Source organism: Streptomyces sp. NPDC047453 (assembly GCF_040643155.1).
Lineage (GTDB): Bacteria > Actinomycetota > Actinomycetes > Streptomycetales > Streptomycetaceae > Streptomyces.
Genome location: NZ_JBEYTS010000002.1, coordinates 202,627 through 223,043 on the forward strand (window position 1 = coordinate 202,627; position 20,417 = coordinate 223,043).

The window sequence follows — 20,417 nt, forward strand, 5'->3', positions numbered from 1 at the left end:
CGAGGGCGTCTCAGTAGGCTCCGGACAGGGAGTCCTTGGCGTTGGACGCGTCGTAGGCGCGGTCGGAGATGATCACGTTCTCCGGGATGGACTCGCCGGCGAAGAACTTCTGCGCGGTTTCGAAGGCCAGCGGGCCGAACCGGGGGTTGGACTCGATCACCCCGTTGTACTGGCCGTCGGCCAGGGCCTGCACCGCGTTGCGGGTGCCGTCGATGGAGATGATCTTGACGTCCTTGCCGGGCTTCTTGCCGGCTCCCTTGAGGGCGGTGACGGCGCCCAGGCCCATCTCGTCGTTCTCCGCGTACACGGCGGTGATGTCCGGCTTGGACTGGATCAGCTGCTCCATCACCTGCTGGCCCTTGTCGCGGGCGAACTCGCCGGTCTGCTGGGCCACGATCTCGAGGCCCGGGGCCTTGGCCTTGATCTGGTCGACGAAGCCCTTGGTGCGGTCGGTGGTGACGTTGTTCCCGGACGAGCCCAGCAGGATCGCGACCTTCCCCTTGCCGCCGGTCACCTGGATCATCGCGTCCGCCGCCCGCTTGCCCTGCTCGACGAAGTCCGAGCCGAGGAAGGCCACATAGTCCTTGCAGGCGGTGGCGTTGAGCTTGCGGTCGACGGTGATCACGGGCACGTGCTTGGCCGCGGCGGCCTGGAGCGCCGGCTCCAGGCCGTCGGAGTTCAGCGGCGCCACGATCAGCAGTTGCGCGCCCTGGGCCAGCATGTCCTTGATGTCGCTGATCTGCTTGGACAGTTGGGACTGGGCGTTGGTGGTGAGCAGCTTCTTGACGCCCAGTTTGGCGGCCTCGTCCTTGATGGACTGGGTCTCGGCGATCCGGAAGGGGTTGGCCTCCTTCTCGGACTGCGAGAAGCCGACGACCGCGTTCTTCAGGTCGATCTTGGTGGCGCCGTAGGCCTCCAGGGCGCAGCCCGATCCCGAGGAGTCGGCGGACGGCGACTGCACCACCTGGGCGCCCTGGCTGGTGTCGGAGGAGGCCGTGCCGCTGCCCTCCTCCTTGGAGCAGCCGGCGGCGAGGGCCGCGGCGGCAGCGAGGCAGACGGCGGCCACGAGACGGGATCTGCGAGGGCTGGTCATGGTCGTTGCACTCCTTGCGTGGTGGGGCGACTGCTGTGTCACGGCGAGGTCGACGACGTCGTCCGGATCGCCGAAGGGGGCACCGAAGGGGCGCCGCACGGTGCGAATACGACGTCGCGCACGTTCTCGGCAGGGGCAGGGGCAGGGGCAGGGGCAGGGGCAGGGGCAGGGGCAGGGGCAGGGGCAGGGGCAGGGGTGGGGGTGGGGCCGGGGGCCCCCTGGGTGGACCGGGGGCCTCCCGCCGTCGTCACCGCGTGGTGGGTGCGGTGGGTTCGTGCGCCGCCAGCGAGGCCGCCTCGGCCCCGCTCAGGGCGCGGTCGTAGGCGTGGACGTCGGCGATCGCACCGGTCCAGTGGTCGACCGGGCCGCCGTTGTACTTGCCGCGGCCGATCACCAGGTTCCCGGTGGGCACCTCTCCGTTGCAGGCGCGGGTGGAGCCCGCCTCGGTGCCGTCCACGTAGATCCGCAGCGCCCCGTCCCGGTGGCTGTAGCTGCCGACCAGGTGGTACCACTTGCCGGCCTGCGGCTCACCGATGCTGTTCGCCAGCGCCCGGGCGCCGGAGAAGCTGAACGCGAACCGCTTGTCGGCCTGGGAGTACTGCAGGTAGAAGACGCTGCTCCTGTCGCCGTCGATGGACACCGCGGTGCTGAAGTGCCCCTTGTCGTCCAGCCGGACCCAGGCGGCCACCGAATAGTCGCCCTTCTCGGTGTCCAGGACGGGCGCGCCGGCGTCGACGTAACCGGTTTTGCCGTCCAGTTGCAGCGCGCCGCCGTTCGGCCCGGAGGTCCAGGTCGCGCCGCCCTTGAGGGTGCCGTCGTGCCCGCCGGCGACGTCCGGGGCGACCGTGCCGGACTGCTGGTGCAGCGGCCACCAGGACACTCCGGCCGGTCCCGGGGTGCCCGGCGGGACGTTCACCCCGCCCGCGGCGGAGCCCGCCGCGATGACCTGCTGGTTGATCTCCCGCACCTGGTCGGGGAGCACCTTGACCACCTTGCGGTCGTAGGTGAGCAGGCCGTTGAGCTCGCCCTCCACGTCCGTGACCTGGGTGTAGACCGAGCCGGAGAGCCCGCAGGAGGCGCGCTGGATCAGCTTCCTGGTGTTCTCCACGTATGCCTTGGTCAGCTCCTCGGTGCTGGTGGCGGCGTCACCGTAGTCCTGACCGCCGGCGGTCCCCAGGATGTGGCCCGGAACGAGGTACGAGTAGCCGCCGTGCTCCCCGTCGACGGATGCCCGGGTGGCGTCGGGGGCGGGGTTCGCCGGGCCGTGGTAGTCGTGGAAGTCGATGATGTCGCCTCGACCCGAATCGCCCTTGGAGGCACAGCAGTTGACTCCGGAGTGGGCATCCACGAGACGGGACGGGTCCTGCTTCTTGACCGCCTCCGCGAGTTCACCGGTGGCCGCCTTGCTCCATTCGCCCCAGCCCTCGTTCATCATGGTCCACATGACGATCGACGGGCTGCTGATGTGCTGGTCGACGATGGTGTGCACCTGGTCGATGAAGGTCTGGGTCTCCGGTGTGCCGGCCGCCGCCGTCATACGGCTCGGCATGTCCTGCCACACCATCAGACCGAGCCGGTCGGCCCAGTAGTACCAGCGGGCCGGCTCCACCTTGATGTGCTTGCGCACCGCGTTGAAGCCGAGCTTCTTGTGCTCCACCAGGTCGTACTTCAGGGCCTCGTCGGACGGCGCGGTGTACAGGCCGTCCGGCCAGAAACCCTGGTCCAGCGTGGCCATCACGAAGGTGGGCTTCCCGTTGAGCACGATCTTGTTGACGCCGCCGACCGGGGCGACCTTGATCGACCGCATGCCGAAGTAGGAGCCGACCTCGTCCTTTCCGGAACGTCCGCCGTCAAGGGTCACCTTGAGGTCGTACAGGTACGGGTCGTCCGGGCTCCACAGGCGCGGCTTGCTGATCGGGATGCGCAGCGCGGTACCGGCCCGGCCGGTGACCGATCCCACGGGCTTGTCGCCGGCGTAGGCGGTGGCGGTGACCTTCGCCGTCGGGGCGGTCCCGGCGGCGGGGCGCACGGTGACGGAGAGCGAGTTGTCCGACAGGTCCGGGGTGAGCACCAGTGAGTCGACGCTCGCCGCGGCAACGGGCTCCATCCAGACGGTCTGCCAGATGCCGGAGCTCGGGGTGTACCAGATGCCGCTCGGGTTGGTGGACTGCTTACCGAGGGCGTACTTGTCGTTCGTGGTGTCCTTGACCTTCACCAGCAGGGTCTGCTGCCCGCGTCCGCTGAGCGCGTCGGTGACGTCGGCGCCGAACTCCTCGTAGCCGCCGGTGTGGTGGGCGACCTGCCTGCCGTTGACGTAGACCCAGGCTTCGTGGTCGACCGCCCCGAAGTTCAGCCGCAGCCGGTTGCCCGATCCCACCTTCCAGCCGTTCGGCACGGTGAAGGTGCGCTGGTACAGCGACCAGTCGTGGTGTTTGGCCACGCCGGACAGGGCCGACTCCATCGGGTACGGCACCAGGATCTTCCCGGTGAGCTTCCCGGTGGGCAGCTCGGCGTCCTGCTCGGTGGCCTGGAACTGCCAGGTGCCGTTGAGGTTCTGCCAGTTCTTGCGGGTCAGTTGCGGCCGCGGGTACTCGGGCAGGGCGTTGTCCGCGGAGACGTCCTTGGCCCACTCGGTGGCGAAGTACCAGGTGGAGTTGTTCTGCGCCACCACGGAGAAGGGCCCGAGTTCGCCGTCGGCGGTGGTGATGCCGCCCTTGCCGTCGTAGCTGATCCGCACGTCGGCGTGGAGTGCGACGGGGGTGTCGTCCTTGCCGGGGGTGACCAGGAGCCTGGAGGCGTTGTTGGGATCCCTGGCCACGGTGGGGGACCAGAGGGCGCCTGCGGAGACCACCGCGAGGTGCTTGGCCGCGTCGGCCGGAACGGCCTTGACGGCGGAGGGCAGTTCGATCGTGGCGGTCCGCCCGGTCGTGGCGACGGTGCCCTTGGCGTCGGCGGGGGCGAAACCGGCCGGCAGGTGCAGCGCCGAGTCGGGGATCGGCTGCCGGGAGAAGCCCGGCCCCGACCACTCGGTGTGCAGGTAGGCACCGCCGTTGCCCTGGTTGTAGTCGACTGCCAGGTCGTGCAGACCCGCCGTCAGGGTGATCGCCTCGGAGGTGGTCTGGACGTCCCAGTCGGTGGTCCAGTGATCGATCACACTGGACCCGTCGAGGGACATCCGGAAGCCGTTGTCGCCCTTGATGTAGAAGGTGTAGACGCCGTCCGCGGGCACCTGGAGCCGACCCGTCCAGCGCACCGCGACGTTGTCCGTGGTCCCGGCGTAGGCGCGCAGCGTGGGCAGCAGGTCGTCGACGTAGAGGGAGTTGTCGATCCGGGTGCCGGTGTACGACGCGAAGTCCAGCGCCGTCCTGCTGGACATCCGGTAGTAGTCACCTCGCAGGCCGAGGTCGGCGGCCTCGGCGGAGGGAGGGGACGCCGCGGCGGGTGCGGCACTCACTTGGGCCGGGACCAGCAACGCGGCCCCCAGCAGCAGTGGCAGCAACGCAGCGAGTCGGCCGAGGAAGGGTATTCGGAGTCTGCCTGGGCTCATGCTCACCCTTTCCGTAACGGAAATTGTCCACGCCTGAACCTGCGCCGAAGGAGACGCTCGCGCCGCCCGTCACAGCGGGAAGCACCGTGGGAAGCGCAGCGGAAGCGTTCTTGTATAACGTTGGAAAAGTCGGCGCGGCAGCATGAAAGCAGGGCTCTCACAACCCTGTCCAGACCCCGAACCCCAACTGATGTGAACGGGCACGGCCCTGGCCGAAAGACCTCCAAGTCAGCGGCCAGCACGGGCTGTTCAAGGACTGGACACGACTGCTCGCGCGTGCTGTCATTCCTGTCGGCGGCAGTCTCTCCAACGTTATAAGGCGCGCTGACGCCGCATCCGCACAGCGCCGCCGGCCGGTCCGCACGCGCCGGCCACCACCCCCACCACGACCGCACGACCGTCGCCGGCCGGCGGTCTCCTCGTCGTCCCACGGCCCTGTCCCCCTCCGGCAGTTCAGGAAGGACGTCCCCATGGAACGTCGCGCGTTCCTCAACCGCTCACTGGCCGTCGTCGGTGGCGCCGCACTGGCGGGAGCGGCGGGTCTGCCCGCGCAGGCGGCCGCGTCCCGGCCGCCGGTGCGCCTGGTCGGCCCCGCCCGCGCCCTCAGCCGATACCCGGCCAACCGGGCCCCGTTGCGGCCGGAGCCCTTTCTGCGGCTTCCCCCGGGCAGCGTCACCCCCAAGGGCTGGCTGCGCGAACAGCTCGACCTCCAGCTCAACGGCCTCAACGGGCGCCTGCCGGAGATCTCCGAGTACCTGTCCCCGGCCACCAGCGGCTGGGCCGTGCGCGACCGAGACGGCTGGGAGGAACTGCCGTACTGGCTGCGCGGCTTCGGCGACCTCGGCTACGTCACCGGCGACGCCAGGACGCTGGAGCTGACCCGCGCCTGGATCGACCGCATCCTGGCCACCCGGCAGCCGGACGGCTTCTTCGGCCCGTCCGCGCTGCGCACGGCGCTCAGCGGCGGCCCGGACTTCTGGCCGTACATGCCGGTGCTGGACGCCTTGCGCACCTGGCACGAGTACAGCGGCGACGACCGGGTCGTCCCGGCGCTGCGAGGGTGGCTGAAGTACCTCGATACGCAGCCGGCCGCACTGTTCGGGCAGGGCTGGGGCTCCGCCCGCTGCGGCGACACCATCGACACGGCCTACTGGCTGTACAACCGCACCGGCGACTCCTGGCTGCTGGACCTGGTGCACAAGATCCACGCCAACAGCGCCGACTACACCACCACGATCCCCACCTGGCACAACGTCAACCTGGCCCAGGGGTTCCGCGAACCGGCCCAGTACGGCGTTCTGGCCGGCGGCTCGGCCTTCCGCGACGCGACCTACCGCGTCTACGACACCGTGATGCGCCGATACGGGCAGTTCCCCGGCGGCGGCTTCGCCGGGGACGAGAACGCCCGCAGCGGCTACCACGATCCCCGCCAGGGCTTCGAGACCTGCGGCATCGTCGAGTTCATGCACAGCCATCAGCTGCTCACCCGCATCACCGGCGACGCGGTGTGGGCCGACCGCTGCGAGGAACTGGCGCTGAACATGCTGCCGGCCGCGCTCGACCCGCTGCAGCGGGGCATCCACTACGCGACCTCCGCCAACGGCATCCAGCTCGACGACATCCCCAAGTCACATGGCCAGTTCGACAACCGCTTCGCCATGCAGGCGTACATGCCCGGCATCCACCAGTACCGCTGCTGCCCGCACAACTACGGCATGGGCTGGCCCTACTACGCCGAGGAACTCTGGCTGGCCAGCGCCGACGGCGGCCTGTGCGCCTCGCTGTACGCGGAGTCCTCGGTGCGCGCCGAGGTCGCCGACGGCACCACGGTCACCATCGCCGAACGCACCGACTACCCCTTCGGCGAGACCGTCGCGTTCACCCTGTCCACACCCCGGACGGTGCGCTTCCCGCTGTACCTGCGCGTGCCGGGCTGGTGCCGGGCCCCCTCGGTGCTGGTGAACGGCCGACCCGCGCAGGCCCGCAGCAGCGGCGGGTACCTGGTCCTTGACCGCCCCTGGCAGCACCGCGACACCGTGGAGCTGCGCCTGCCCATGCGCACCACCGTGCGCACCTGGGGCGCGAACCGCGACTCGGTCTCCGTCGACCACGGTCCGCTGACCTACTCCCTCCAGATCGAGGAGGCGTGGACGCGGTTCGCCGGCACCGCGGACTGGCCCGAGTACGAGGTGCGTCCGGCCTCGCCGTGGAACTACGCCCTGGCACTGGACGAGAAGGACCCCGCCCGCTCCTTCACCCTGGAGCGCACCCGGGCCCGTGCCGCCAACCCGTTCACGCACACCGGAACCCCCGTCCGGATGAAGGCCAAGGCCCGGCGTGTCCCCGCCTGGCAGGCGGACGACCAGAACGTGGCGGCGCCGCTCCAGCAGAGCCCGGTGCGCACCACCGAGCCGGTCGAGCACATCACGCTGATCCCGTCCGCCGCCGCGCGGCTGCGCATCACCGCCTTTCCCACGGTGGGATCGGGGCGGCGGGCGAGCGAATGGGCCGACTGCACCGCGTCCTTCAGCGGCGTGGACAGCCCCCAGGCCCTGATCATCAACGCCGTGGCCGAGCCCGCGGACTCCTTCGACCAGTCCATACCCCGCTTCACCTGGTGGGACCGGACCGGCACGGAGGAGTGGGTGCGGTACGAGTACGCCGAGCCGGTCCGCACGAGCGGGATGTCGGTGTACTGGTACGACGACACCGGCCACGGCGCCTGCCGGGTACCGCAGTCCTGGCAGTTGGAGTACCGGTCACCCGCGGGTGCCTGGCAGCCGGTGAGCGGCGCCCCGGCGTACGGCACGGCCACCGACACGTTCAACCACGTCTCCTACGAGCCGGTGGCCGCCACCGCACTGCGCCTGCGCGTGCGACTGCGGCCCGGCGTCTCCGGTGGCGTACTGGCCTGGCGGGTCCGGCTTTCGTGAGGCCTCGGCCCGGGCGGTGACGGCGGCGGCGACGGCACGATCGCCCGAGGACGCCTCCGTCCTGCCCCGTTCATCCACGTTCCCGCCCCTCGGTCTCCGCAAGACCTGACGGGCTGGATCAGCGGACCGGCTGCCTCAGCGGGCCGTCGCGAACGTGCGGTGCGCCCAGTCGGCGAAGCCGCTCCAGGGGATCTCCGGGTGGGCGGCGTGCAGTGCGGGGATGTCGACGCGGTAGCCGGGTCCGTTCAGGAACGTCCACATCGCGTGCATGTCCGGGTTGGCGACCGCCGTCAAAGGCACTTGCTCATGGCGGACCTCCCGTCCCAGCGCCGCGCCGAGCGCGGCCGCCATCTGCGCGGGAGTGGGCGCGTCGCTTGCCAACTCGATGCGCTGCCCCACGTAGCGGGCGGGGTTGAGCAGCACTTCCGCCGCGAACGCTCCGAGGTCGGGGCGGGCAAGCTGCTGCAACGGCCGGTCGGGCGGCAGCGGCAGGTCGAGAACGCCGCCGAGGACGCGCTCCGCTCCGCCGAGAGCGTTGTCGAAGAAATACGTCGGCCCCAGGATCGTATGGGGCACGTCGCCGGCGGCCAGTTCGGCCTCGATGCGTGCCTTGCTCTCGAAGTGCGGCACCCCGCTTTCCTGGTCGGCGCCGGCGACCGAGCTGAACACGAGATGCGGCACGCCCGCCTCCCCGGCGGCGGCCAGGATGGCCCGTCCCTGGCCCACCTCCGCCTCGACGCCGGCCTCGAAGGGGGTGGTGAACGCGAAGACGCCCGCCACCCCGCTCATCGCGGCGGCGAGCGACCTGCGATCGCTCAGGGATCCCGCCATCACTTCGACACCCCGGTCGGCCAGTTCCCGCGCCGCCTTCCGCGCGGGGTCGCGCACCAGCGCGCGGACCCGGGCCCCGCGGCCCAGCAGCGCGTCGGCAACAGCCCTGCCCTGTCCTCCGGTTGCCGCCAGCACCAAGACCGGCTCATCGACCATCGAGGGGTTCCCTTCCGTGTGGGCGGACGCGGCAACGGATCGCCGGCGCCGACCCCCACGGTAACCATCCGTCCCGCACGACACGCCCAGTGTCACGCCCCTTGATCGCATCTGGAAATCAGATCAATCACACCGGAAACATCTGTTCGACAGCTTTCCGGGTGCGCCCGAGGATGTCTCGTGCGGTAGCACGGTCAACGCGACACCGGGATGGACTACCGCCTGAGTGGAGGCTGAAATGCCCAGTGAAGAGACTGAAGTAGTCGTGGTCGGGGCGGGCCAGGCGGGCGTCGCGATGAGCGAGCACCTGGGAGCCCACGGCGTACCCCACATCGTCCTGGAGCGGCACCGGATCGCCGAGCGGTGGCGCTCGGAGCGGTGGGACTCCCTGGTCGCCAACGGGCCCGCGTGGCACGACCGGTTCCCGGGGCTGGAGTTCCCCGACGTCGGCCCCGACGCCTTCGCGTCGAAGGAGCAGGTCGCGGACTACTTCGTCACGTACGCCGAGAAGATCGGCGCCCCGGTCCGCTGCGGTGTCGAGGTGACCTCGGTGCGCAAGCACACCGGCCGGCCCGGCTTCCGGGTCGAGACGTCGGAGGGCTCCATCGACGCACGCTTCGTCGTGGCCGCGACCGGACCGTTCCAGCGGCCCGTGATCCCGCCCATCGTCCCGGACGGCGCCGTCCCCGCGCAGATCCACTCCAGTGGGTACCGCAACCCGGAGCAACTGCCCGAGGGCGCCGTCCTCGTGGTCGGGGCCGGCTCCTCCGGGGTCCAGATCGCCGACGAGCTGCGCCGGTCCGGCCGCCGGGTCTTCCTCTCCGTCGGCCCGCACGACCGTCCTCCCCGCGAGTACCGCGGACGTGACTTCTGCTGGTGGCTCGGTGTGCTCGGAATCTGGGACGCGGAGACCCCTCCCCGAGGTGCCGAACACGTCACCATCGCCGTCAGCGGCGCCCGCGGCGGCCACACCGTGGACTTCCGCGCCCTGGCCGGCACCGGTATCGAGCTCGTCGGCCTGACCGCCTCCTGTGACGACGGCGTACTGCGCTTCGCGCCGGATCTCGCCGCGAACATCGCGCTCGGCGACGACAAGTACCTCGCGTTCCTGCGGGCGGCCGACGAGTACGTCGAGCGCAACGGGCTCGACCTCCCCGAGGAGCCGGAGGCCCACGTCCTCGGACCGGACCCGGACTGCGTGACCAGTCCCCTCCTGGAGCTCGACCTGGCCGGGGCCGGCGTCACCTCGATCGTCTGGGCGACGGGCTTCGCCACCGACTACGGCTGGCTCGAGGTCGACGCGTTCGACGAGAACGGCCGGCCGGACCAGCGGCGAGGAGTGTCCTCCGAGCCCGGCGTCTACTTCCTGGGCCTGCCCTGGCTGTCCCGCCGCGGATCGAGCTTCATCTGGGGCGTGTGGCACGACGCCAGATACGTCGCCGACCACATCGCGACCCAGCGGGGTTACCACGCGTACGGCACCACCGACCGGCCCGGCGCCACGCCGGCGGCCCTGACGAACTGAGGAGCGGACGATGACCTCCACGAGCGAGGGCCGCCAGGCGCGGACCCCGATCGTCGCCGGCGGGCACACCCGGATCCGGCCGTTCAACACGCGCGACACCTATCCCGAGCAGAGCCTCGACAATGACCTCTGCCAGGCCGTCGTCGCCGGCGACACGGTGTACGTCCGGGGCCAGATCGGCCAGAACCTCGACACCAGCGAGTCCGTGGGCATCGGTGACGCCGAGGCCCAGGCCGAGCAGGCGATGGCCAACATCGAGATGCTGCTCGAAGAAGCGGGCAGCCGGATGGAGCACCTGGTCAAGCTGACCATCTACCTGATCGACCCGCGCTACCGCGAGGCGGTGTACCGCACCGTGGGCCGCTGGACCAAGGGCGTGCACCCCATCTCCACCGGCCTGGTCGTCTCCGCCCTGGCCCGCCCGGAGTGGCTGTGCGAGATCGACGCGATCGCCGTGATCCCCGAGGAGGCGCGGGCATGACCTTCTCCCTGGTGGTACGCGACGGTCAGCGGTTCGGCATCGTGGCCAGCTCGTCGAGTCCGGCGGTCGCCGCCCGGGTCGTCCATCTGCGGCCCGGGGTCGGCGCCGCGGCCTCGCAGAACGTCACCGACCCCACGCTCGGCACGAGCCTGCTGGACGGGCTGGCCGACCACGGCGACGCGGAGCGCGCCCTGGCCGACGTCACCGGCGCGGCGCGGAACGCGAAGTCCATCGAGTACCGGCAGCTGACCGTGCTGAGCCGCTCCGGTGCCGGGTTCGCCCACAGTGGCTCGCAGACCCTCGGCAAGCACGCCTCGGCCACCGCGGACGGCGCGGTGGCGGCCGGCAACATGCTGTCCGGCGAGCACATCCCCGGCGTTCTCCTCGACGCCTACACCGCGGCCGGCGGGGAGCTCGAGGAGCGTCTGCTCACCGCCCTGAAGGCCGCCGTCGCGGCCGGCGGCGAGGAGGGGCCGGTGTACTCCGCGGGCCTGGCGGTCGTCGCGGACGTGGACTGGCGGGTGACCGACCTGCGGGTGGACTGGGCCGAGGATCCCGTGGACCGGCTCGGCGAACTCCTCGACGTCTGGCTGCCGCAGCGGGACGACTACGTGCGGCGTGGACTCGACCCCGCCGCCGCTCCTTCCTACGGCGTCCCGGGCGACCTGTGACGAGCGCGCTGAAGGAGGCGGCCCGGCAGGCGGTCGACCGCCGGGCCGAGGAGCTGATCGGGCTCTCCGAGCGGCTGCACGCCGACCCGGAGACCGCTTGGGAGGAACACCGGGCCGCGGCGGCCGTACCAGAACTGCTGGGCCGCGCCGGATTCGACGTCACCTCGTCCTACCTGGGCCTGGAGACGGCGTTCCTCGCCCGGTTCGGCAGCGGGCCCGTCCGGATCGCGCTGTGCGCCGAGTACGACGCGCTGCCGGGCCTCGGCCACGCGTGCGGGCACAACCTCATCGCCGCGAGTTCGGTGGGGGCCGCGCTCGGCCTGGCCGCCGTCGCCGACGACGCCGGCCTCACCGTGGAGGTCTACGGCACCCCGGCCGAGGAAGGCGGCGGCGGGAAGATCGAGATGCTCGACCGGGGCGCCTTCGCCGGAGTGGACCTCGCGATGATGGTGCACCCGGCGCCCGTCGACGTCGCCGAGGCCCGCCCGTTCGCGGTCAGCCACTCCAGGATCTCCTACGCCGGGAAGTCCGCGCACGCCGCGGCCTACCCGGAGGCCGGGGTCAACGCGGCCGACGCCTTCACCGTGGCCCAGGTCGCGATCGGCCTGCTGCGCCAGCAACTGCCGGGCTCGGCCAGGGTGCACGGTGTGGTGACCCACGCCGGGGACGCCCCGAACGCCATCCCGGAGCGGTCGACCGGCCGTTGGTACGTACGCGCGGAGACACTGGCCGAACTGGCCGAGCTGGAGCCGCGGGTCATGCGGGCCTTCGAGGCCGGTGCCCTCGCTACCGGCTGCGACCTGGAGATCGAGCCGGAGAGCAAGCCGTACGCGGAGTTCCGCACGGACGAGACCGCCCTCGGGCACTACCGTGCGAACGCCCTTGCCCTGGGCCGGGAGTTCGCGCCGCCCGGCCAGGCCGCGCGGATGAACCGCGCCTCCACCGACATGGGCAACGTCTCGCAGGTGGTGCCGGCCATCCACCCCTACATCGGCATCGGATCCCTGCCCGCCACCAACCACCAGCACGAGTTCGCCGCGTACTGCGTGGGTGCGGCGGCGCAGCGGGCCCTGCTCGACGGGGCGATCGCACTGGCCTGGACCGGCGTGGACCGGAGCGTCCCGGCCGGGGGAGCGGCGGCGTGACGGGGGCGGCCGTCGCCATGGCCGCGCGGACCGGTCGCGTGCCGTGGAAGCACCCGGGAGACGTTCCGCCCGGGTCCGGCACGGCAGTGCTCACCCTCGGCCGGTTCGACGGAGGCCACCGCGGCCGCCGACGGCCGCTCGCGGCCTCGCCCGGTGCCGCGCCGGCGCCCTTGGCGCGGCGGCCGGCGCGGTGACCTCCGCCCGCCGGCCGCCCGGTCCGCCTGCCCCGGACCGCCTTCCCACGACGCTCAGCGTGCCGTTCACCGGCCCGCTCGATCCCCGACGACCCGGAGGACACCGATGCCCCCGACCCCAGGCTCCCGGCACACCGCCCCGGCGGACACCAGGTACCGGACGGAGCACGACATGCTCGGCGACGTCGACGTGCCGGCGGACGCCTACTACGGCGCGCACACCGTCCGAGCGGTGGCCAACTTCCCCCTGACCGGGGAGACCCTCGCCGCCCGGCCGCACCTGATCCGCGCCCTGGCGGCGGTGAAGCACGCCGCGGCCCGCGCCAACGCCGAGGTCGGCGCGCTGGACGGCGCACTCGCGTCGGCGATCACGGACGCCTGCGCCGAGATCCGTGACGGCGCGCTGCGGGACCAGTTCGTGGTCGACCTCATCCAGGGCGGCGCGGGCACGTCGACCAACATGAACGCCAACGAGGTGATCGCCAACCGCGCCCTGGAACTGCTCGGACGCTCCCGCGGGGAGTACGCGGTCCTGCACCCCCTCGACCACGTCAACCTCGGGCAGAGCACCAACGACGTCTATCCGACCGCGGTGAAGCTGGCGCTGGACGCGCACATCGCCGGACTGCTCGTCGCCCTGGCCGGCCTGCGCGACGCCTTCGAGACCAAGGCCGCCGAGTTCGCCGACGTGCTGAAGATGGGCCGCACCCAGCTCCAGGACGCCGTACCCATGACGCTGGGCCAGGAGTTCGGGGCGTTCGCCGCCACCCTCGCCGAGGACGAACTGCGGCTCGTCGAGGCCAGGTTGCTGCTGCACGAACTCAACCTCGGCGGCACGGCGATCGGCACCGGGCTCAACGCCCGCCCGGGCTACCGGGAGCGCGCGATGGAGCATCTGCGCCGGCTGACGGGGATCCCGACGCTGGTGTCCTCGCCCGACCTCATCGAGGCCACCCAGGACGTCGGTGTCTTCGTCCAGCTGTCCGGCGTGCTCAAGCGCATCGCCGTGAAACTGTCCAAGATCTGCAACGACCTGCGTCTGCTGTCCTCCGGACCGCAGGCCGGGTTCGGCGAGATCAACCTCCCCGCACGGCAGGCCGGATCGTCCATCATGCCCGGCAAGGTCAATCCGGTGATCCCCGAGGCGGTCAACCAGATCGCGTTCGAGGTCATCGGCAACGACGTGACCGTCACCCTCGCCGCCGAGGGCGGCCAGCTCCAGCTCAACGCCTTCGAACCGGTCATCCACCGGAGTCTGAGCGCCGGCCTCGACCACCTGACCGCGGGCATCAAAGTCCTCACCGAACACTGCGTACGGGGCATCACCGCCAACCGGAACCGGCTCGCGGAGACCGTCGCGGCCTCCACCGGACTGGTCACCGCGCTCAGCCCCGCACTCGGTTACGAGACCGCGTGCGCCCTCGCGCTGGAGGCGCACCACACCGGCAGACCCGCACTCGACCTCATACGCGAGCGCGAGCTGCTGACCGAGGCGGAACTCCGCGAACTCACCAGCCCCGCCTCCCTGACCGGCCTGCCCGCCCTCTGAGGGCACGGGCAGGCGCACAACTTCCGGCTCGACACCCATCCCCACAAGGAGGTGCGTATGCGCACCCGTAACAGCGGCGCCACGACGACCGAAGCCGTGGCGGCCACCGACGCGGTCGCACTGCGCAGGAGCGTCGCCGCGGGAGCCGTCGGCGTGTTCGTGCACTGGTTCGACTGGGCTGCCTACGCCTATCTCGCCAGTACCGTTGCGACCGTGTTCTTCCCGGCCGAGAACAGCACGACCGGACTGCTCGCCGTGTTCGGTGTGTTCGCCGTGTCGTTCGGCATCCGCCCGGTCGGTGCCCTGGTGTTCGGACCACTCGGCGACCGGATCGGCCGCAAGCGCACCCTGTCACTGGTCATCTTCATGATGTCCGGCGCGACCCTGACGATCGGCCTGCTGCCCGGCTACGCGTCGATCGGGATCGCCGCCCCGGTGCTCCTGGTGCTCCTGCGGCTGATCCAGGGCTTCGCCGCGGGCGGCGAGTTCGGCAGCGCGGCGAGCTTCCTCGCCGAGAGCGCGCCCCGGCGCCGTCGCGGATTCGGGGTGAGCTGGCTGGAGGTCGGCTCCCTGCTGGGCTTCCTCGCCGGCTCGTTCGTCTTCCTGCTGCTGTCCACGGGACTCGACGACGGCCAGCTCACCTCCTGGGGCTGGCGCATCCCCTTCCTCGTCTCCGCGCCGCTGGGCGTCATCGGCTTCATCATCCGCAACAAGATCGAGGACACCCCCGAGTACCGGATGCTGGAAGCCAGCGACTCCATCCCGCGCAGCCCCGCGCGAGAGCTGCTGCGCTCCCACAAGCGGCAACTGCTCCAGGCGGCGGGCCTGATGGCGGCCATGCACGTGCCCTTCTACGCGGTGCTGACCTACCTCGTCACCTATGAGACCGACCACCTGGGCCACTCGGCCGACAGCGCCGCACTGCTGTCCACGGTGATCTCGCTGGTGGGGCTGGTGCTCGTGCCGCTGTTCGGCCTGCTGTCCGACCGGGTGGGACGCAAGCCGGTGTTCGTCGGGGCGACGGCGGCCCTGCTGGTCCTCTCCACCCCGGCCTTCCTCCTGATGCGGACCGGGCTCGCCGGGACCTGGATCGCCGGTCTGCTGCTCGGCGTGATCCTGGCGGCCATCCTCGGCACGTACGCGGTGTGGTCGGCGGAGACCTTCCCCACCCGCACGCGTCAGAGCGGTCTGTCCATCGCCTACAACGTGACCGCCGCCCTGTTCGCCGGCACCGTGCCGTACCTGATGACCGTGCTCATCTCCGCGACCGGCAGCACCCTGGTGCCCGGCCCGTACCTGATGGTGTTCGCCGCCGGCGGTCTCGTGGCCGCCCTGTCCCTGCGGGAGACCGCCGGTTCCGCCCTGCTGCGCCCCGAGGACGTGCCCGAGAACGTGTCCGAGAACGTGCCCGAGAACGTGGCCGAGGACGTGCCCGAAGCGGCCGCAGCCGAGGTCCGCTAGACCGTGCCGCATAAGGTCGGCACCGACACGGATCGCCCGGCGCAAGGGTCACGTATGACGGCACCAGTGGGTTTCACGCTCGTTCAGCTCCGCTATTTCCTCGTCGCCGCCGAGCGCGGTTCGATGACGGAGGCGTCGGCGGAGCTGCACATCGCGCAGTCCGCCGTGTCCGCGGCCATCCACAACCTGGAGCGCGACCTCCAGGCGCAGCTGTTCATCCGCCGGCGGGGCCGGGGGCTGACCCTCACACCCGCCGGGGAGAGGCTCCAGCAACAGGCGCGGGATCTGCTGGCCCGCGCCCGCGAGGTCGAACGGGAGGCCCGGGGAGAGGGCGAGACCATCTCCGGGCCGGTGGCCGTCGGCTGTTTCGTGACCCTGGCCCCCTACTACCTGCCCCACCTGTTCAGCGAGTGCACCAGACGCTATCCGGGCATCGAGATCGAGGTGGTGGAGGCGGAGACGGACCAGCTCGTCCACGCCCTGGCGGCGGGGCGCATCGACTTCGCCCTCACCTACCACCTCGGTCTGTCGGCCGAGCCGGACCTGCGCAGCGAGACGATCGCCCGCGCCCCGGCCTATGTCATCGTCCCGGCCGATCACCCGCTGGCCGGTCAGGGCAGCGTGGAGCTGGCCGAACTGTCCACGGAACCGCTCGTCCTGCTGGACCTTCCCCACAGCCGCGACTACTTCCGCGCGCTGGTGGCCGCCACCGGCACCGCGCCCGACGTCCGCTACCGCACCCAGAGCTACGAGACCGTGCGCTCCCTGGTGGCCCGGGGACTCGGCTACTCCGTGCTCAACCAGCGCCCGGCGACCAGCCAGACCTACGGCGGCGGCGAGATCGCGGAACTCCAGCTCCGGGACGCCTCCCCGCTCGAAGTCAGGATCGCCTCCCTGGAGGGCGTGACCCAGACCGCCCGCGCCCGAGCGGTGATGGACCTGCTGCGCGAGATCGCCGCCGCCCGGTCCGCCGAGGTCTGAGCCGGCAGCCGCTCACCGGGGACGGACCCGAGCGGCGCCCGCCGAGCCCTACAGACCGGCGCAGCCCGTCACCGCCCGGGCATGGGCCAGAATCAGCTCACGGGCCCTGTCGGGCCGCAGGGCCGCGTTGCGGCTGACGATGTGCAGACCGTAGCCGTCCTCCAGGGCCACCAGCCCGTGCGCCAGATCGTGCGCCGACGCGGCGAGGGAGAACACACCGGTCGCGGCGCCGACCTCGAGGGCGGTCGTGTAGAGGGCGACCTCCCGGGCGAAGAGGGAGGTCATCAGCTCGGCGTGGCCGGGGCTGCGGCCGGCGCGCCGGTGCAGTTCGTACAGCAGGCCGTGGACCGGGTCTTCCGTCATGCTCGGCAGACCGCTGTGCAGCAGGGCCCGCAGCCGCGCCGCCGGATCCTCGGCGGGTGCCTCGTCGTAGGCCCCCTGCCGCGAGGACAGGTAGCCCTCGACCGCCCCCCGGTGCACCTCCAGTACGAGGTCGTCGAGCTCGGGGTAGTAGTACAGGACCGAGCCCTGGGAGACGCCCGCCGCGTCCGCGATGTCCTTGATGCGCAGGCCCTCCAGGCCGCGCTCCGCGATGGCCCGTCCCGCGGCGGAGACGAGGGCCTGCCTGCGTGCCGTCTGGTTGCGTGGTCTACCGGCTTTCCCCATGGTGGCCAATTCTCTGATACCCGTCTCAGCCTTCGCAAGAAGTTTCAGTCAGAAGCATTGACGGCCGGTTCGCCTATTGTTTGAATCTCGACTCAAAGAAATCGGTGCAGGCACGCGCTGCCGAGCCGCCCGCCCCGTCGCGCCCGCCGTTTCCGGACGGCCCCCTGAGAGGGTCCGGGCCACACCCGATCGAGACGGCCCAGGCCGCACCCGATCCGAACGGGCACCGGTTCGCCCACGTCCCACGACGCAATCGAAGGCCACAGCATGCAGACGTACGCCCACTGGCGGCAGCGCGCCGCCGACCTCACGCCACGCACGCGCCTGTTCATCGACGGAGCGTGGAGCGACCCCGCCGACGACCAGTGGATCCCGACCGTGAACCCCGCGACCGGCAAGACCACCGCCCATGTGGCGGCCGGCTCGGCCGCCGACGTCGACCGGGCCGTGACCGCGGCCCGCACCTCCTTCGAGGACGGCCGCTGGTCGCGTACCGCACCCGCCGAGCGCAAGCGGGTCCTGCTCGCCCTCGCCCGCCTCATCGAGGAGAACAGCGAGGAACTCGCCCTCTGCGACACCCTCGACATGGGCAAGCCCATCGCGGAGTCCCACGGCACCGACGTGCCCGGCGCGGCCGGCGTCTTCGCCTGGTACGCGGAGGCCATCGACAAGCTCTACGACGAGGTCGCCCCGGCCCCGCCCGGGAACCTCGCCCTCGTGCGCCGCGCCCCGCTGGGCGTCGTGGGCGCGGTGGTGCCCTGGAACTTCCCCCTCGACATCGCGAGTTGGAAGCTGGCGCCCGCCCTGGCCGCGGGCAACAGCGTCGTGCTGAAGCCGGCGGAGCAGTCACCGCTGTCGGCGCTGCTGCTGGCCGAACTCGCCTCGCGGGCCGGCCTTCCCGACGGCGTACTGAACGTCGTCCCCGGCCCGGGGGAGACGACCGGGCGTGCTCTCGGTCTCCACCCGGACGTGGACACCCTGGTCTTCACCGGCTCCACCGCCGTGGCCAAGCGGTTCCTCGCCTACTCGGCCGAGTCGAACATGAAGCAGGTGTGGCCCGAGGCCGGCGGCAAGAGCCCCAACGTGGTCTTCGCCGACGCCGACTTGGAGGCCGCCGCGGAACGCGCCGCCTGGGGCTTCGTCTACAACTCGGGCCAGGTGTGCTCCGCCAACACCCGCCTGCTGGTCGAGGCCTCCGTCGCCGAGGAGTTCACGGCCAGGGTCGCCGAGCACGCCCGCGGCCGGCTGCCGGGCGACCCGCTCGATCCCGCGACCCGTCTCGGGCCGCTCGTCGACGAGGCCCAGGTGGAACGCGTCCTCGAAGCCCTGCGGTCATCGGGCGGCACGCTCGTGTGCGGCGGCACGCGACCCGACCGCGACGGCGCCTACCTCGACCCCACCGTCGTCACCGGCCTCGGACCCGACGCCCCGCTCGTCCGGGAGGAACTGTTCGGCCCCGTGCTGACCGTGCTGCCCTTCCACGACGAGGACGAGGCGGTCCGCCTCGCCAACGACTCCGCCTACGGACTGGCCGCGTCCGTGTGGACCCGGGACCTCGGCCGGGCCCACCGCGTCGCCGACGCCCTCCAGGCAGGCACCGTCTCCGTCAACACCGTCGACGCGCTCAGCCCGTTCACCCCCTTCGGCGGGTTCAAGCAGTCCGGTCACGGCCGTGACCTCTCCCTGCACTCCTTCGACAAGTACACCGGCCTGAAGACGACCTGGATCGCCTACGGCTGACCGCGCCGGCGACACCAGGCCTCCCGGCCACCACACCCACCACCGGCACCGAGCAAAGGACGCACCCCCTCATGACCAGCAACGCCGCCGACCTCATCGAGCTGGACCGAGCGCACATCATCCACCCCTACCTGCCGGGCACCGCCACCGAGCGCGTCGTCATGACCTCCGGCTCCGGCTGCCGCCTCACCGACACCGAGGGCCGCGGCTACCTCGACGCCACCGGCGGACTCTGGCTCGCCCAGGTCGGCCACGGCCGCACGGACCTGGCCGACGTCGCCCACGAGCAGATGAAGAAGCTGGAGTACTTCACCAGCTTCTGGGAGTTCTCCAACGAGCGCGCGATCGAACTCGCCGCACGCCTCGCCGCCATCGCCCCCGACCCCCTGAACCACGTCTACTTCACCTCGGGCGGCTCCGAGGGCAACGAGGCGGCCATCAAGATGGCCCGCTACTACCACCACCGGCGCGGGGAGAGCAGCCGGACCTGGATCCTGGCGCGCAGCAAGGCCTACCACGGCATCGGCTACGGCGGCGGCTCGGCCACCGGCTTCCCCGTCTACCACGAGGGCTTCGCCCCGATGATGCCGCACGTCTCCCACCTCACGCCCCCGTGGCCGTACCGCTCCGAGCTCTACGGCGACCAGCCGCTGAGCCCCGAGCAGGTCACCGACTTCCTCATCCGCGAACTGGAGGAGCGCATCGCACAGATCGGCCCGCGGAACATCGCCGCGATGATCGGCGAACCCATCATGGGCGTCGGCGGCATGCTCGTCCCGCCGGCCGACTACTGGCCCCGGGTGCGCGAGGTCCTCGACCGGCACGGCATCCTGCTGATCTTCGACGAGGTGGTCACCGCCTACGGCCGCGTCGGCGAGTGGTTCGCCGCCCAGTACTTCGGCGTCACCCCGGACATCATCGTCACCGCCAAGGGCATCACCTCCGGCTACGTCCCGCTCGGCGCCCTCCTGGTCGGCGACCACGTCGCCGAGGTCCTGCTGCGCGACCACGGCTTCCCCATGGGCTACACCTACAACGGGCACCCCGTCGCCACCGCGGTCGCCACCGCCAACCTCGACATCATCGAGAAGGAGGGCCTGCTCGCCCGCGCGACGAGCCTTGGTGCCTTCCTCCACGGCGAACTCGAGGCCCAGCTGGGCGAGTTGCCGATCGTCGGCGAAATCCGCTCGGTCGGCATGATGCTCGCCGTCGAACTCGTCCAGGACCGCGCCACCCGCGCACCCCTGCCGCTGAACCCCGACCGGATGCCCCACGACGTCATCCGCCGCGAGACCGGCGTCATCGTGCGCGACTCCGCACACAGCCTGGTGCTGTCCCCGCCGCTGATCATGACCGAGGCCGAGGCCAAGGAAGCGGCCTTCGCGCTGCGCGGCGTCCTGGAGCGCACCGAGCCCACCGGCGAGATCCGCGCCGCCTGACGCCC

14 protein-coding genes are annotated in these 20,417 nt (G+C 71.5%); 10 read left to right on the plus strand and 4 right to left on the minus strand.

The window, feature by feature from the left end; translation table 11 throughout:
* Positions 1-10: 10 nt before the first annotated feature.
* Together ABZ818_RS03300 and ABZ818_RS03305 are read right to left on the minus strand one after the other, a co-directional pair.
* Complete coding sequence (locus ABZ818_RS03300) at positions 11-1,093, minus strand: ABC transporter substrate-binding protein (RefSeq protein ID WP_361410015.1); 1,083 nt, start codon at positions 1,091-1,093, stop codon at positions 11-13.
* A 247-nt stretch (positions 1,094-1,340) separates the two neighbouring features.
* Positions 1,341-4,640, minus strand: a complete 3,300-nt coding sequence (locus tag ABZ818_RS03305) for a LamG-like jellyroll fold domain-containing protein (RefSeq protein WP_361410018.1) — start codon at positions 4,638-4,640, stop codon at positions 1,341-1,343.
* A gap of 470 nt (positions 4,641-5,110) precedes the next feature.
* Here ABZ818_RS03305 and ABZ818_RS03310 point away from each other — a divergent pair, with 470 nt between their 5' ends.
* A complete protein-coding gene (locus ABZ818_RS03310) occupies positions 5,111-7,573 on the plus strand; it encodes a beta-L-arabinofuranosidase domain-containing protein (protein WP_361410021.1) in 2,463 nt (820 codons plus the stop codon).
* A gap of 135 nt (positions 7,574-7,708) precedes the next feature.
* On the opposite strand, the gene ABZ818_RS03315 is transcribed toward ABZ818_RS03310, so the two are convergent.
* Positions 7,709-8,560, minus strand: coding sequence for an NmrA/HSCARG family protein (locus tag ABZ818_RS03315; RefSeq protein WP_361410023.1), 852 nt, complete (start codon positions 8,558-8,560; stop codon positions 7,709-7,711).
* Positions 8,561-8,798: 238 nt separating this feature from the next.
* Here ABZ818_RS03315 and ABZ818_RS03320 point away from each other — a divergent pair, with 238 nt between their 5' ends.
* From ABZ818_RS03320 to ABZ818_RS03350, 7 genes are all read left to right on the plus strand, one after another.
* Positions 8,799-10,085, plus strand: a complete 1,287-nt coding sequence (locus tag ABZ818_RS03320) for an NAD(P)/FAD-dependent oxidoreductase (RefSeq protein WP_361410026.1) — start codon at positions 8,799-8,801, stop codon at positions 10,083-10,085.
* A gap of 10 nt (positions 10,086-10,095) precedes the next feature.
* Positions 10,096-10,566, plus strand: a complete 471-nt coding sequence (locus tag ABZ818_RS03325) for a RidA family protein (RefSeq protein WP_361410029.1) — start codon at positions 10,096-10,098, stop codon at positions 10,564-10,566.
* A complete protein-coding gene (locus ABZ818_RS03330; RefSeq protein ID WP_361410031.1) occupies positions 10,563-11,237 on the plus strand; it encodes a DUF1028 domain-containing protein in 675 nt (224 codons plus the stop codon). The genes ABZ818_RS03325 and ABZ818_RS03330 overlap by 4 nt, the downstream gene beginning before the upstream one ends.
* Positions 11,234-12,382 (plus strand): M20 family metallopeptidase, encoded by a 1,149-nt coding sequence (locus ABZ818_RS03335; protein ID WP_361410033.1) that lies wholly within the window; start codon positions 11,234-11,236, stop codon positions 12,380-12,382. The genes ABZ818_RS03330 and ABZ818_RS03335 overlap by 4 nt, the downstream gene beginning before the upstream one ends.
* Positions 12,383-12,682: 300 nt before the next feature.
* The gene (locus tag ABZ818_RS03340; protein ID WP_361410036.1) at positions 12,683-14,125 is read left to right on the plus strand and encodes an aspartate ammonia-lyase; all 1,443 of its coding nucleotides are present in this window, start codon (positions 12,683-12,685) and stop codon (positions 14,123-14,125) included.
* A 57-nt stretch (positions 14,126-14,182) separates the two neighbouring features.
* Positions 14,183-15,586 (plus strand): MFS transporter, encoded by a 1,404-nt coding sequence (locus ABZ818_RS03345; RefSeq protein WP_361410039.1) that lies wholly within the window; start codon positions 14,183-14,185, stop codon positions 15,584-15,586.
* 54 nt (positions 15,587-15,640) lie between these two features.
* A complete protein-coding gene (locus ABZ818_RS03350; protein WP_361410042.1) occupies positions 15,641-16,567 on the plus strand; it encodes a LysR family transcriptional regulator in 927 nt (308 codons plus the stop codon).
* A gap of 48 nt (positions 16,568-16,615) precedes the next feature.
* Here ABZ818_RS03350 and ABZ818_RS03355 read toward each other — a convergent pair whose 3' ends face one another.
* A complete protein-coding gene (locus ABZ818_RS03355) occupies positions 16,616-17,233 on the minus strand; it encodes a TetR family transcriptional regulator (RefSeq protein ID WP_361410045.1) in 618 nt (205 codons plus the stop codon).
* Positions 17,234-17,500: 267 nt separating this feature from the next.
* Here ABZ818_RS03355 and ABZ818_RS03360 point away from each other — a divergent pair, with 267 nt between their 5' ends.
* Together ABZ818_RS03360 and ABZ818_RS03365 are read left to right on the plus strand one after the other, a co-directional pair.
* On the plus strand, positions 17,501-18,973 hold the full coding sequence (locus tag ABZ818_RS03360; RefSeq protein ID WP_361410048.1) for an aldehyde dehydrogenase: 1,473 nt from the start codon (positions 17,501-17,503) through the stop codon (positions 18,971-18,973).
* A gap of 71 nt (positions 18,974-19,044) precedes the next feature.
* Positions 19,045-20,412, plus strand: coding sequence for an aspartate aminotransferase family protein (locus tag ABZ818_RS03365; RefSeq protein WP_361410050.1), 1,368 nt, complete (start codon positions 19,045-19,047; stop codon positions 20,410-20,412).
* The last annotated feature ends 5 nt before the right edge of the window (positions 20,413-20,417 follow it).

What these genes read in the sequence shown, in the direction of transcription:
- ABZ818_RS03315 (WP_361410023.1), bottom strand. Translation starts at nt 8,560, where the DNA reads ATGGTCGATGAGCCGGTCTTGGTGCTGGCGGCAACCGGAGGACAGGGC.
- ABZ818_RS03345 (WP_361410039.1), top strand. Translation starts at nt 14,183, where the DNA reads ATGCGCACCCGTAACAGCGGCGCCACGACGACCGAAGCCGTGGCGGCC.
- ABZ818_RS03360 (WP_361410048.1), top strand. Translation starts at nt 17,501, where the DNA reads ATGCAGACGTACGCCCACTGGCGGCAGCGCGCCGCCGACCTCACGCCA.
- ABZ818_RS03350 (WP_361410042.1), top strand. Translation starts at nt 15,641, where the DNA reads ATGACGGCACCAGTGGGTTTCACGCTCGTTCAGCTCCGCTATTTCCTC.
- ABZ818_RS03355 (WP_361410045.1), bottom strand. Translation starts at nt 17,233, where the DNA reads ATGGGGAAAGCCGGTAGACCACGCAACCAGACGGCACGCAGGCAGGCC.
- ABZ818_RS03365 (WP_361410050.1), top strand. Translation starts at nt 19,045, where the DNA reads ATGACCAGCAACGCCGCCGACCTCATCGAGCTGGACCGAGCGCACATC.
- ABZ818_RS03310 (WP_361410021.1), top strand. Translation starts at nt 5,111, where the DNA reads ATGGAACGTCGCGCGTTCCTCAACCGCTCACTGGCCGTCGTCGGTGGC.
- ABZ818_RS03300 (WP_361410015.1), bottom strand. Translation starts at nt 1,093, where the DNA reads ATGACCAGCCCTCGCAGATCCCGTCTCGTGGCCGCCGTCTGCCTCGCT.
- ABZ818_RS03340 (WP_361410036.1), top strand. Translation starts at nt 12,683, where the DNA reads ATGCCCCCGACCCCAGGCTCCCGGCACACCGCCCCGGCGGACACCAGG.
- ABZ818_RS03305 (WP_361410018.1), bottom strand. Translation starts at nt 4,640, where the DNA reads ATGAGCCCAGGCAGACTCCGAATACCCTTCCTCGGCCGACTCGCTGCG.
- ABZ818_RS03330 (WP_361410031.1), top strand. Translation starts at nt 10,563, where the DNA reads ATGACCTTCTCCCTGGTGGTACGCGACGGTCAGCGGTTCGGCATCGTG.
- ABZ818_RS03320 (WP_361410026.1), top strand. Translation starts at nt 8,799, where the DNA reads ATGCCCAGTGAAGAGACTGAAGTAGTCGTGGTCGGGGCGGGCCAGGCG.
- ABZ818_RS03325 (WP_361410029.1), top strand. Translation starts at nt 10,096, where the DNA reads ATGACCTCCACGAGCGAGGGCCGCCAGGCGCGGACCCCGATCGTCGCC.